At 64.3% G+C, this 12,873-nt stretch carries 7 protein-coding genes; 3 read left to right on the top strand and 4 right to left on the bottom strand.

All coding sequences use genetic code 11. The annotated features are described in order from the left end of the window. Nucleotides 1–59: 59 nt before the first annotated feature. Together J1M87_RS00220 and J1M87_RS00215 are read left to right on the top strand one after the other, a co-directional pair. Nucleotides 60–1,700, top strand: coding sequence for a GMC oxidoreductase (locus J1M87_RS00220; protein WP_206486681.1), 1,641 nt, complete (start codon nucleotides 60–62; stop codon nucleotides 1,698–1,700). Between the two features lie 45 nt (nucleotides 1,701–1,745). Continuing rightward, the gene (locus J1M87_RS00215) at nucleotides 1,746–2,087 is read left to right on the top strand and encodes a hypothetical protein (protein WP_206486680.1); all 342 of its coding nucleotides are present in this window, start codon (nucleotides 1,746–1,748) and stop codon (nucleotides 2,085–2,087) included. Nucleotides 2,088–2,096: 9 nt separating this feature from the next. On the opposite strand, the gene J1M87_RS00210 is transcribed toward J1M87_RS00215, so the two are convergent. Then, entirely contained in the window at nucleotides 2,097–3,710 is a 1,614-nt protein-coding gene (locus J1M87_RS00210; RefSeq protein ID WP_206486679.1) for an alkaline phosphatase, read from the bottom strand. A 121-nt stretch (nucleotides 3,711–3,831) separates the two neighbouring features. Between J1M87_RS00210 and J1M87_RS00205 the strand changes: the two genes are divergently transcribed. Then, nucleotides 3,832–4,254, top strand: coding sequence for a VOC family protein (locus tag J1M87_RS00205; protein ID WP_206486678.1), 423 nt, complete (start codon nucleotides 3,832–3,834; stop codon nucleotides 4,252–4,254). Nucleotides 4,255–4,343: 89 nt separating this feature from the next. Here J1M87_RS00205 and J1M87_RS00200 read toward each other — a convergent pair whose 3' ends face one another. The 3 genes from J1M87_RS00200 to J1M87_RS00190 all read right to left on the bottom strand — a co-directional run bounded on the left by J1M87_RS00200 (nucleotide 4,344) and on the right by J1M87_RS00190 (nucleotide 12,404). Further along, nucleotides 4,344–4,730, bottom strand: coding sequence for a VOC family protein (locus J1M87_RS00200; RefSeq protein ID WP_206486677.1), 387 nt, complete (start codon nucleotides 4,728–4,730; stop codon nucleotides 4,344–4,346). 113 nt (nucleotides 4,731–4,843) lie between these two features. After that, a complete protein-coding gene (locus J1M87_RS00195) occupies nucleotides 4,844–8,800 on the bottom strand; it encodes a DNA-directed RNA polymerase subunit beta' (protein ID WP_206486676.1) in 3,957 nt (1,318 codons plus the stop codon). Nucleotides 8,801–8,897: 97 nt separating this feature from the next. Further along, on the bottom strand, nucleotides 8,898–12,404 hold the full coding sequence (locus tag J1M87_RS00190; protein WP_206486808.1) for a DNA-directed RNA polymerase subunit beta: 3,507 nt from the start codon (nucleotides 12,402–12,404) through the stop codon (nucleotides 8,898–8,900). Nucleotides 12,405–12,873 lie beyond the last annotated feature (469 nt).

Raw genomic sequence — 12,873 nt, 5'->3', positions numbered from 1 at the left:
TCGTCACAAACACGACACAATCGACAACGCTGTCCGTGAGTCAAGTAGGGGGACTTTTCGTGAACCGAAGGCAACTGCTCAGGCTGGCCGCTGCCGGAATGCTCGGCGCTGCTGCCGCTCCCGTGCTGAGCTCTGCCGGCATGCCGGGTTCGGCCACCGCAGGCGCACTGCCCATCGGTGCCGAACGAATTCGGTCACTGGTTCCCGAACTGTTCGCCGACCCACCGCGCCCAGCAGACCACTCCCCCGTCATCGTCATCGGCTCCGGGTTCGGTGCCAGCGCCGCGGCGCTGCGCCTGGCACAGGCGGGCAGCCAGGTGACCGTACTCGAGCGTGGACTGCGCTGGCCCCGCGACCCGTGGCGGGAAATCTTCACCGCAGACATGACCGCCGACGGACGCGGACTGTGGCAGCAGAGTTCGTTCACCAACATCACCGGAATGCCCGTGGGTCCCGTCGACGTATTCGACGGCGTGCTCGACACCACCCGCTTCGAAAACCTTTCCGTCTGGCGCGGGGCCGCCGTCGGCGGCGGCTCGATCGTCTACACCGGCGTGACGATCGCCCCGGACAAGAAGTTCTTCGACCTCTCCTTCGGCGGACGCCTGAACTACGACGAGATGGCCGCCACCTGGTACCCCAAGGCCCGCTCCATGCTCCGGCCGTCGGCGATGCCCGAGGACATCTACAACAGCCCCAACTTCGCGCACTCGCGAACCTGGGACGACCACGCTCGCCGAGCCGGCTTCACCCCCGAGGCCGTCGACGGCAACTGGAACTGGAACATCGTCCGTGACGAGCTCGCCGGCCGATCCCGCCCATCCGCCACCGTCGGCGCAAGCACCTTCGGCAACTCCAACGGCGCCAAGCACGACCTGACGCAGAATTACATCCCCCAGGCCGAGGCCACCGGCCGCGCAACCGTGTGCCACAGCCACCGCGTCGCAGCGATCGGAACCGAATCCGGCGGCCGCTACCGCGTCGACGTCGAACGCCTCGACCCCTTCGGCAACGTTCTCGAAACTCGCACCATCACCTGCGACACCCTCGTCCTCGGAGCCGGATCCATCGGCACCACCGAACTGCTGATGCGCGCCCGCACCACCGGAGCGCTGGGGAACCTGAACGAATTCGTCGGCACCGGCTGGGGTACCAACGGCGACGCCTCGATGACACGATCGCTCGGCCCGATGTCCGCCGGACCGCAGGGAGCGCCGTGCGCCTCCCGCATCGTCGACGACACCGGCCTTCCGCTGACCGTCGAGAACTGGTACGTCCCAGGCGTTCCGGTCAATCTCGGCTTCATCGGCTCGCTCGGTATGACCATCGACCCGCTGCGCGGTAATTTCGGATTCGATTCTGCCACCGACCGTTTGACCCTGAACTGGCCCAAGGGCGGCAGTCGCGACACCGTCGAATCCCTACGCGCCGTACAGAATCGGATGGCTCAGGCCGGCGGAACCCTCGTCGCGGCCGAGCCCTTCACCCGCGATGTCGACGACACCTTCACCGCCCACCCACTCGGCGGCGCGGTACTCGGCGACGTCACCGACGGGTACGGCCGAGTCAAGGGCCACCCCGGGCTCTACGTCGTCGACGGTGCGCTGATCCCCGGCAGCACGGGAGCAGCCAACCCGTCACTGACCATCACCGCGCTCGCCGAACGCAACGTCGCGCAGATCATCTCCGACGGGCGCTGACCGTCCGACGTGGGTAGACCCGCACCGAACGGGTAGCCCACAGGTATGAACGACGACGATCCGACCGAACGCACAATTGCCGACCGCGACGTCGAAAAGCGCTGGAATGACCCTGTTGCCATCCGCAGAGCGGCGGGATACTGCGCGGGCATGGTGGCGGTGGCCGCGACGCTGACCGCGGTGTTCCTCGCCGTCGACCGCACGAATCCGTTCTTGGCCGCATCGGTCCCTGCGGTGTGCTTCCTCGGCGGCATCGGTGCTCTGGCGTTGGGCTACAGGTCCTATCGCGCCGGTGGCACGTGGCCGGTCTGGCAGGGCGCGGCATGGTTCCTGTTCACCGTGATGCTGCTCGGTCTGGCGATGCCGATGTTCGCCATTCGTCAGTGACCGTCGGCATCAACCCAACTGAATCTCGGGACGGCCCTCGGGGACGGTGACGGCTGCGGCGGTGCGAACCGGCTTGCCGGGCGTCGACACCGCATCGAGAACCCGGACCTCCGAATGCCATTCGGTGTTCGTCAGCGTGCTACGGAGATAGCCGCGCCGGGCGTTGCCGTACTTGACGTGCGGCGAGGCCTCGGCGATCGCCGCACCGGCGGAGTCCACATCGGCACCGTCCTTGCCCGACGCGATGGACGTGGTCGCAATCTCGACGCCCTGCACCGGTGAGACCCCATCCTGGTAGTCGCGACGCAGTTCCGAGACGATCGTGCGGTGGATATCGCCGACGATGGACGCCACGTTCTTCGTACCGCGATCCCGGGCACCGTCGAGGATTCGGTGACGCGAGGCCTCGTACCCGCTCCACGGATCCATACCGACCTTGCGTTCACTGCCGATTCCCCGCGCCAGATCGGAGATGACCGTCTGGTGCGCCAGAAAGTTCCAGGTCGACGGTGATGCGAAGCCGTCCAGAATCCACTGTTCCTGTGCCGCACCGGTAATGGTGCGCGACGGGTCGGCAGTCTCGGCGTCCTGCGCATGCTCGCCGTCCCCGTGCGCCTGGTCGCTGCGGTACTGCCGCGTGTCCAGCACCGAGAAGTCCACCAGATCGCCGAAGGTGAACCGGCGGTAGACCTTCATGTCCGGGCCGACGGGCTTCAGGTTCGCACGAACCGGAGTGTTCTCCCACCACGCCTTGAACGCATCGGCTCTGCGTAGCAGGAACTCTCGCGGATCATCGTTGTCTTGGCTGATCTGCGAGGCCCAGTTGTTGTCCACCTCGTGGTCGTCGAACGTCGAGACGAACGGCGCCGACGCATGCGCAGCAGCCAGATTCTCGTCGGCTTTGTACAGGGCGTACCGATCACGGTAATCGGAGAGCACCATGGTCTCGCGCGCCGCCGACTCGGTGCGCGGCTGTCCCTGACGCGCGCCCTGGTCCTTGATCGCGTACTCGTAGATGTAGTCGCCCAGAAAGAACACCACGTCCAGGTTCGACGCCGCCAGGTCCTGGTACGCGCCGAAGTAGCCGTCCTCCCATTTCTGGCACGATGCCCAGGCGAAATCGAGCCTCGCGAGCGGCTGCCCCACCGCCGGCGCAGTCTTGGTGCGCCCCACCGGACTGGCGTGCGGTCCGACGAGGAAACGATAGAAGTACTCGCGAGCGGAATCGAGACCTCGGACGTCGACGTGAATCGACCAGCCGTCGAACTCGGTGGCGAGTTCGATCCCCTCGCGGGTGATGTTCGCGAATCTCTCGTCCGCTGCGATCTGCCACCGTACCGGCACCACGCCAGGGGTCATTCCGCCCAGCGGCGCAAAAGGATCGGTGGCAAGCCTGGTCCACAGCACCACCGAATCGGGCAGCGGATCACCCGAGGCAACGCCGAGTCGGAACGGGTAGTCGGGGGTCACAACCGACTGCGCGTGTGCCGTCGCGCCCGCGAGTTCGGGAGTGAACGCCAGTGCCCCGACCAACGCACTCCACGTCAAAAACTGTCGGCGCGTGGCCCCCGCCCGTAGAGAGATGTCCCGCCCGATCCGTATCTCGTTACCCCGTCTCACCATTGTTCGAGACTGTCGTGCCCGGGCAAACTCCGACCGTCATCGACTCGACGCCGAGGTGAACACGACCGATCCAACCCATTCAGGACCGAACTCGTCCGCGATCTCGGCAAAACTCGAACGCATGACGAACACCGACCGCACCGGATCCCAAATCGACCACCTCAACATCGGCGTAGCCGATCTCGCCGCCAGCGCCGAGTTCTACGGTGCTGCACTGAAACCGCTCGGGATCACCGAGATCATGCGGGTACCGCACACTCCCGAGGCGAACCAGCTCGCCATGATCGCATTCGGTTGGGCTCAGGTGAAGCCCTTCTTCTGGATCGTCGACGCACCGGAGTCGGCTATCGGACCGCACACCCATCTCGCGTTCAGTGCACAAGACCGAGCCACGGTCGATGCATTCCACGCCGCGGCCCTGGCAGCAGGAGCGATCGAGCTCCGGCCACCGGGACTACAGCCGGAGTACCACGCGACGTACTACGGATCATTCGTGCGCGACCTCAACGGCATCGACCTCGAGGCCGTCTGCCACCACGAATGAACGACCTCCTCGTGATTGAGGTGGGCGACCGGACAACAATCGACGCACCACCTTCGCCGTCGTCGATCAGAAACATCCCGGCAGATCCGTCAGGCCTGCACGACCCAGATCGAGTTACCGTCGGGATCGCGAAGGGCGAACATCGGCGGCACACCGTCCACCTCCTCCATGAAATCGTCGAGATCGACGTCGCCGAGAGCACTCAACCGCGCATGCTCGGCCGCGACATCGGCAGTCTCGACGCCGATGGACCCGCCACCGGGCGTGCCCCCCATCGGCGGATTGAGGGCCAGACGCGCCGTCGAACCGGGAGGTGCCACCTCCAACCAACGATTCTCGCCCTCGGGTCCGAAGCGCAGATCTCCGCGAATCTCGAAGCCGAGTACGCGTGAATAGAACTCGAGAGCGGCGTCCTGGTCTGCGACGGTGAACATGGCCACGCCGATGTTCGCGATGGTGCTGGATTGTTCAGTCATACCGTTACCGACCCGAGTGGCAAGCAAAACTCACCGCTGCTCTCTCGAAACGACAGAGCCCCGCATCGACCGAAGTCGATGCGGGGCCCTGTCAGCTGTGCGACGGAGTCGCTCTAGCGGTATTCGTTGGAGAAACCGTAGTCGTCGAGCGGCACTGCAGCGCCGGTTCCCTGGCCGAAGCCGTCCGGGCTGTAGTACTGATCGTCGTACGACGGCACCGCGTAAGCCGCGGCACGTGCCTCCTCGGTCGGCTGCACCGTGATGTTCCGGTACCGGTTGATGCCGGTACCAGCCGGGATGAGCTTACCGATGATGACGTTCTCCTTGAGACCGATGAGCTTGTCGCTGCGGGTGTTGATCGCCGCATCGGTGAGCACACGAGTGGTCTCCTGGAAGGACGCAGCCGAGAGCCACGAATCGGTGGCCAGCGACGCCTTGGTGATACCCATCAGGACCGGACGTCCGGCTGCGGGCTCGCCGCCCTCGGAGACGACGCGACGGTTGCTCGACTCGAACTCGCTGCGCTCGGTCAGTGAACCGGGCAGGAACTCGGTGGAGCCGCTGTCGATGATCGTCACGCGACGGAGCATCTGGCGCACGATGGTCTCGATGTGCTTGTCGTGAATCGACACACCCTGCGACCGGTACACCTCCTGGACCTCGTTGACCAGGTGGATCTGCACCTGACGGGGACCCATCACGCGCAACACCTCGTGCGGATCGGCAGCACCTTCCATCAGCTGCTGGCCGACCTCGACGTGGTCACCGTCCGCCAGCAGGCGCTCGGTGCCGTCGTCGTGCTTGAACACGCGCAGACGCTGACGCTTGGAGAGCTTGTCGTAGACAACCTCTTCGCCGCCGTCGTCCGGGACGATGGTGATCTTGTAGAAACGATCGCCGTCCTCGAGCTGGATGCGTCCCGACACGTCCGCGATCGGAGCCTTGCCCTTCGGCACACGTGCCTCGAACAGCTCCTGCACGCGAGGCAGACCACCGGTGATGTCATCTCCGGCGACACCACCCTGGTGGAAGGTACGCATGGTCAGCTGAGTACCGGGCTCACCGATGGACTGTGCGGCAACGATACCGACGGCCTCACCGATGTCGACCAGCTTGCCGGTGGCCATCGAGCGGCCGTAGCAGGTGGCGCAGACGCCGGTGCCGGTGGTGCAGGTGAGCACCGAGCGAACCTTGACCGAGGTGATGCCCGCAGCGAGCAGCGCGTCGATGGCCGGGTCACCGAGATCGTGTCCGCGAGCGACGATGACCGTGCCGTTCTCGTCGACAGCGTCGTTCGCCAACGTGCGGGCGTACGTGCTGGTCTCGACGTGAGCGTCGCGAATCATCTTGCCGTCGGGCGTCTTCTCGGCGATCGTCGTCACGATGCCGCGCTCGGTGCCACAGTCGGTTTCCCGAACGATGACATCCTGCGAGACGTCGACCAGACGACGCGTCAGGTAGCCCGAGTCGGCGGTACGAAGCGCCGTATCGGCCAGACCCTTACGAGCACCGTGCGTGTTGATGAAGTACTCGAGGACCGTCAGGCCTTCCTTGAAGGAAGACTTGATCGGACGCGGGATGAACTCACCCTTCGGGTTGGTCACCAGGCCCTTCATACCGGCGAGCGAGCGAACCTGAGTCATGTTTCCGGCGGCGCCGGACTTCACGATCATCGGGATCGGGTTGTCGTCGGGGAAGTGCGCCTCCATGGCCTTACCGACCTGCTCGGTCGCGTCCTGCCAGATCTTGACCAGTGCGGAGTTGCGCTCGACCTTGTCGAGTGCGCCACGCTGGTACTTCTTCTCGATCTGATCGGCCTGAGCCTCGAAGGTCTCCATGATCTGCGGCTTCTCCGGCGGCACGAGCACGTCGGAGATCGAGATGGTCACACCCGAACGCGTGGCCCAGTAGAAGCCCGCGTCCTTGAGCTTGTCGACGGTCTGCGCGACGACGATCATCGGGTAACGCTCGGCGAGATCGTTGATGATGGTCGACTGACGCTTCTTCGGCATCTGCTCGTTGACGAACGGGTAGTCCGCCGGAAGCAGCTCGTTGAAGATCACGCGTCCCAGAGTGGTCTCCGCGGTCCACGCGTCGCCGCGATTCCAACCGTCGGGGAACAGCTCGCTCTCGATGTCACGCGGCGGGCGCTGCGTGGTGAGACGAACGCGGATCTGCGACTGCACCGACAACGATCCACGGTCCACCGCCATCTGAGCCTCGGCCGGGGAGGAGTACGCCCCGAACTCGGCCGTGTCGGTCTTGGCGTCGGCACGCTCGCCGACAGCACCGACGTCCAGACGCGTCAGGTGGTACAGACCCGTCACCATGTCCAGACGCGGCATGGCGAGCGGACGACCCGATGCAGGCGAGAGGATGTTGTTCGAGGACAGCATCAGCACGCGCGCCTCGGCCTGAGCCTCGGCGGACAGCGGGAGGTGGACGGCCATCTGGTCACCGTCGAAGTCGGCGTTGAACGCCTCACACACGAGCGGGTGCAGCTGGATGGCCTTGCCCTCGACCAGCTGCGGCTCGAACGCCTGGATGCCCAGACGGTGCAGGGTAGGTGCACGGTTGAGCAGCACGGGGTGCTCGGCGATGACCTCTTCGAGGACATCCCACACCTGCGGACGCTGACGCTCGACCATGCGCTTGGCCGACTTGATGTTCTGCGCGTGGTTGAGATCGACCAGACGCTTCATCACGAACGGCTTGAACAGCTCGAGAGCCATCAGCTTCGGCAGACCACACTGGTGCAGCTTGAGCTGCGGGCCGACCACGATGACCGAACGGCCCGAGTAGTCGACTCGCTTTCCGAGCAGGTTCTGACGGAAACGACCCTGCTTGCCCTTGAGCAGATCGGACAGCGACTTGAGCGGGCGGTTGCCAGGTCCGGTGACCGGACGTCCACGACGGCCGTTGTCGAACAGGGCGTCGACCGACTCCTGCAGCATCCGCTTCTCGTTGTTGACGATGATCTCGGGGGCACCGAGATCGATCAGACGCTTGAGGCGGTTGTTGCGGTTGATCACGCGGCGGTACAGATCGTTGAGGTCGGACGTCGCGAAACGTCCACCGTCGAGCTGCACCATCGGACGAAGCTCCGGCGGGATGACCGGGACGGCGTCGAGAACCATGCCCATCGGCGAGTTACGGCCGGCCTGGAACGCAGCGACGACCTTCAGACGCTTGAGCGCGCGCAGCTTCTTCTGACCCTTGCCACTGCGGATGGTCTCGCGAAGAGACTCGGCCTCGGCGTCGATGTCGAAGTTCTGCATGAGCTTCTGGATCGACTCGGCACCCATGGCACCGGTGAAGTACTCGCCGTACCGGTCGATGAGCTCGCGGTAGATGAGCTCGTCGACGATGAGCTGCTTGGGAGCCAGCTTGGTGAAGGTGGTCCAGATCTCTTCGAGACGATCGAGCTCACGCTGCGCGCGGTCACGGAGCTGACGCATCTCGCGCTCGCCACCGTCCTTGACCTTGCGGCGCACATCGGACTTGGCACCCTCGGCTTCGAGCTCGGCGATGTCGGCTTCGAGCTTCTGCGCGCGAGCCTCGAGATCGGCGTCGCGCTGATCTGCGACGGCCTTCTTCTCGACCTCCATCTCGGCCTCCAACGTGGAGAGCTCGTTGTGGCGGAGCTCGTCGTCGACCGTGGTGATGACGTAGGCAGCGAAGTAGATGATCTTCTCGAGATCCTTCGGAGCCAGGTCGAGCAGGTAGCCCAGACGCGAGGGCACACCCTTGAAGTACCAGATGTGCGTGACGGGAGCTGCCAGTTCGATGTGGCCCATGCGCTCACGACGCACCTTGGCGCGAGTGACCTCGACGCCACAGCGCTCACAGATGATGCCCTTGAAGCGGACGCGCTTGTACTTGCCGCAGTAGCACTCCCAGTCCCGGGTGGGGCCGAAGATCTTCTCGCAGAAGAGGCCGTCCTTCTCGGGCTTGAGCGTGCGGTAGTTGATGGTCTCCGGCTTCTTGACCTCGCCGTAGGACCACTGACGGATGTCGTCCGCAGTGGCAAGGCCAATGCGAAGTTCATCGAAGAAGTTGACGTCGAGCACGTAACTTCCTTTCCCCGTTATGGGTGTTGTGATACCGAATCAGAAAAAGCGTGATCACCCCCGTGCCTGCGGTGACGCAGGCACGGGGATCACAGAACTACTGAGCGAGATCGTCGACCGTCGCAGCTTCGTTGCGGGAAAGGTTGATTCCCAGGTTGGCTGCGGCACGCTCGAGGTCCTCGTCGTCGCCGTCGGCCATCGTGATGGCAGCGCCGTCGGAAGACAGCACCTCCACGTTCAGGCACAGCGACTGGAGCTCCTTGAGGAGCACCTTGAAGGACTCGGGAATGCCGGGCTCGGGAATGTTCTCGCCCTTGACGATCGCCTCGTACACCTTCACGCGGCCGACGACGTCGTCCGACTTGATGGTGAGAAGCTCCTGCAGCGTGTACGCGGCACCGTAGGCCTGCATGGCCCAGCACTCCATCTCACCGAAGCGCTGTCCACCGAACTGGGCCTTACCACCGAGGGGCTGCTGCGTGATCATCGAGTACGGCCCGGTCGAACGAGCGTGGATCTTGTCGTCGACCAAGTGGTGCAGCTTGATGATGTACATGTAGCCCACCGACACCGGGTACGGGAACGGCTCGCCGGAGCGGCCGTCGAACAACGTGGCCTTTCCGTCGGAACCGACCATCTGCTCGCCGTCGCGGTTGGGAATCGTGCTCTCCAGCAGGCCGGCGAGCTGATTTTCCTTGGCACCGTCGAACACCGGGGTGGCGATGTTGCTGTCGGCCGGAGCGGCCAACATCTCCTCGGGCAGGCGCTCGGCCCAATCGGGCTTCGTCCCGTCCGTGGCGATCTGCACGTTCCAACCGGTCTTGCCGATCCAACCCAGGTGGGTTTCCAGGACCTGACCGATGTTCATACGACGCGGCACACCGTGGGTGTTGAGGATGATGTCGATCGGGGTGCCGTCGGGCAGGAACGGCATGTCCTCCTGCGGGAGGATCTTGCCGATGACGCCCTTGTTGCCGTGGCGGCCTGCGAGCTTGTCGCCGTCCTGGATCTTGCGCTTCTGGGCGACGTAGACGCGGACCAGCTCGTTGACGCCGGGAGGCAGATCGTCGTCGTCATCACGCGAGAACACGCGGATGCCGATGACCTTTCCGTTCTCGCCGTGCGGAACCTTGAGCGAGGTATCGCGAACCTCGCGAGCCTTCTCACCGAAGATGGCGCGCAGCAGGCGCTCCTCGGGGGTCAGCTCGGTCTCGCCCTTCGGCGTGACCTTGCCGACCAGCACATCGCCGTCACGAACCTCGGCACCGATGCGGATGATGCCGCGCTCGTCCAGATCCGCGAGGACCTCGTCGGAGACGTTCGGGATGTCCCGAGTGATCTCCTCGGCACCGAGCTTGGTGTCGCGAGCATCGATCTCGTGCTCCTCGATGTGAATCGAGGTCAGGACGTCCTCTTCCACGAGGCGCTGCGACAGAATGATCGCGTCCTCGTAGTTGTGGCCCTCCCACGGCATGATCGCCAGCAGCAGGTTCTTGCCGAGTGCCATCTCACCGTTCTCGGTGCAGGGGCCGTCGGCGAGGACCTGACCGGACTCGACGCGCTGTCCCTCGTCCACGATCGGACGCTGGTTGGCGCACGTGCCCTGGTTGGAGCGCGCGAACTTGCGCATCCGGTAGGTCTTACGTGATCCGTCGTCGGCCATGACCGTGACGTAATCGGCGGAAACCTCTTCGACGACACCGGTCTTCTCCGAGATGACGACATCGCCTGCATCGACAGCGGCGCGCAGCTCCATGCCGGTACCGACGATCGGAGCCTCGCTCCGCACCAGCGGAACGGCCTGACGCTGCATGTTCGCGCCCATCAGGGCACGGTTGGCGTCGTCGTGCTCGAGGAACGGGATCATCGCGGTGGCGACCGAGACCATCTGCCGAGGCGAGACGTCCATGTAGTCGATGTCGTCGGACGAGACGAACTCGACCTCTCCACCCTTACGACGAACGAGAATCTTGTCCTCGGTGAAGCGGCCCGAATCGTCGACGGGAGAGTTCGCCTGCGCGAGCGTGTGGCGATCCTCCTCGTCGGCAGTCAGATAATCGACCTCGTCGGTCACCTGGCCGTCGACGACCTTGCGGTACGGGGTCTCGATGAAGCCGAACGGATTGACCCGTGCGTACACCGAGAGCGATCCGATCAGGCCGATGTTCGGGCCTTCCGGGGTCTCGATGGGGCACATGCGGCCGTAGTGCGAAGGGTGAACGTCGCGGACCTCGAGGCCGGCGCGCTCACGAGAGAGACCGCCGGGTCCCAGTGCCGACAGGCGACGCTTGTGCGTCAGACCCGACAGCGGGTTGTTCTGGTCCATGAACTGCGAGAGCTGGGAGGTTCCGAAGAACTCCTTGATCGCAGCCACGACGGGACGGATGTTGATCAGGGTCTGCGGCGTGATCGCCTCGACGTCCTGAGTCGTCATCCGCTCGCGCACGACGCGCTCCATGCGGGACAGGCCCACGCGGATCTGGTTCTGGATCAGCTCGCCGACGGTACGCAGACGACGGTTGCCGAAGTGGTCGATGTCGTCGACCTCGACCGGAACCTCGACGCCGTCGGGTGCGGTCATCGAGGTCTCACCTGCGTGCAGACGCACCAGGTACTCGATGGTCGCGACGATGTCTTCCTCGGTGAGGGTCGATGCCACGATCGGCTGACCCGCGTTGAGGCCGAGCTTCTTGTTGATCTTGTAGCGACCGACGCGAGCGAGGTCGTAACGCTTGTCCTTGAAGAACAGGTTCTCCAGCAGGGTCTGCGCCGACTCCTTGGTCGGCGGCTCGCCCGGACGCAGCTTGCGGTAGATGTCGAGGAGAGCCTCGTCGGTACCTGCGGTGTTGTCCTTCTCCAGCGTGGCCATGAGGATCTCGGAGAAGCCGAAGCGCTCGGTGATCTGCTCGGTGGACCAACCCAGAGCCTTCAACAGCACCGTGACGGGCTGACGACGCTTACGGTCGATACGGACGCCCACGGTGTCGCGCTTGTCGACGTCGAACTCGAGCCATGCACCACGTCCGGGGATGACCTTGACGCTGTGCAGATCCTTCTCGGTGGTCTTGTCGATCGAATGATCGAAGTAGACGCCCGGAGAACGCACCAGCTGCGAAACGACGACGCGCTCGGTGCCGTTGATGATGAAGGTGCCCTTGTCGGTCATCATCGGGAAATCACCCATGAAGACCGTCTGGCTCTTGATCTCACCGGTGTTGTTGTTGATGAACTCGGCCGTGACGAACAGCGGAGCTGCGTACGTCATGTCCTTGTCCTTGCACTCATCGGTCGAGGCCTTGACCTCGTCGAATCGTGGGTCGGAGAAGGAGAGCGACATCGAGCCCGAGAAATCCTCGATCGGAGAGAGCTCGGTCAGGATGTCCTCGAGTCCGCCGGAGACACTGCTGTCTCCGCGGGCGGCGGCACGGTCACGCCAACTCTGCGCACCTACCAGCCACTCGAACGAATCCGTCTGTACATCGAGGAGACCGGGTACCTCCAACGGCTCGCGAATGTTCGCGAACGAAACCCTCCTCGGGGCTCCCGGTGTTCCGACAACTGCCTTGGTCTGGCTAGAGACTGCCAAGATGCGTCCTTCCAGCACCTCACGCGGGTCGCGCCGTTCTGTCAACCGAAACGACATGGCGACCGCCGCTGTATCTGTTTGCTATATGTGGGGCGAATTTCGGCTGGTCGCAACCAGACCGAATCCCCATCACAGCGGCCCGAAAACGAGGCTTCGGGAAACAGCGATCGAGAGGTGGACAGGAGGCAGCCAGCGCAACGTCCAAAGGTACCCCAAATGTGCGCACAGCGCAATGGGGGCATCAAAAGTAGCACCCGAGATCGAATCACGCGCCGAGTCGGCAACAGCGTGTCGAACGCGCAGATGCACATCACATCCGACCACTGCGGGCGAACAGACAACTGCGGATCGAACGAAAAGCTGCGGCGACCTCGATGGCTGGCGACCTGAAAGCGACGGAAGACGATCGCATGCGATCGTCCCCACGGGGGTGCTCCTTCACGACAAGAGTGACCCCTGCGTCTTCCTTCGTCAAGAGGTACAGCGA

Source organism: Rhodococcus sp. KRD162, assembly GCF_017168335.1.
Lineage (GTDB): Bacteria > Actinomycetota > Actinomycetes > Mycobacteriales > Mycobacteriaceae > Rhodococcoides.
This window is presented reverse-complemented; position numbering and strand designations above follow the sequence as displayed.

Coding starts and splice junctions, on each gene's coding strand:
- J1M87_RS00210 (WP_206486679.1), bottom strand. CDS start 3,710: ATGGTGAGACGGGGTAACGAGATACGGATCGGGCGGGACATCTCTCTA.
- J1M87_RS00215 (WP_206486680.1), top strand. CDS start 1,746: ATGAACGACGACGATCCGACCGAACGCACAATTGCCGACCGCGACGTC.
- J1M87_RS00200 (WP_206486677.1), bottom strand. CDS start 4,730: ATGACTGAACAATCCAGCACCATCGCGAACATCGGCGTGGCCATGTTC.
- J1M87_RS00205 (WP_206486678.1), top strand. CDS start 3,832: ATGACGAACACCGACCGCACCGGATCCCAAATCGACCACCTCAACATC.